This is a genomic window from Microbacterium sp. K41 (assembly GCF_004794395.1).
GTDB classification, from domain to species: Bacteria; Actinomycetota; Actinomycetes; order Actinomycetales; family Microbacteriaceae; genus Microbacterium; species Microbacterium sufflavum.
The window spans coordinates 1-440 of sequence record NZ_SSDO01000407.1 but is presented as its reverse complement, the minus strand read 5'-3'; the positions used below and the strand labels follow the sequence as shown (position 1 = coordinate 440).

The window sequence follows — 440 nt, the reverse complement described above, 5'->3', positions numbered from 1 at the left end:
TGGTGTCCACGGGGACCGAGGCGACCATGACCGCGATCCGACTCGCCCCTGCCGAGGCCCCTGCCGCGACCGAGACTCCTGCTGAAGCGCCGGCTCCGGCCGAGGCTCCTGCGGCCGAGACTCCCGCTCCCGCCGCCGAGGCTGCGCCGTCCGGTGACGCCACCGACATCGTGCTCCCCGAGCTCGGCGAGAGCGTCACCGAGGGAACGGTCACCCGCTGGCTCAAGCAGGTCGGTGACTCGGTCGAGGTCGACGAGGCTCTTCTGGAGATCTCGACGGACAAGGTCGACACGGAGATCCCCTCGCCCGTCGCCGGCGTGCTCCAGGAGATCGTCGCGGCCGAGGACGAGACCATCGCGGTCGGCGCCGTCCTGGCCCGCGTCGGTTCCGGCGCTGCCCAGCCTGCCGCCACCGAGGCACCTGCCGCGCCGCAGGCCGCG

Annotated in this window: 1 protein-coding gene; it reads left to right on the top strand. The window is 73.6% G+C overall.

What is annotated here, in order from left to right:
• Positions 1-26 precede the first annotated feature (26 nt).
• Positions 27-440, top strand: a 414-nt coding sequence (locus DW309_RS12755) for a biotin/lipoyl-containing protein (RefSeq protein ID WP_342590377.1), incomplete at its 3' end; no start/stop codon positions are given.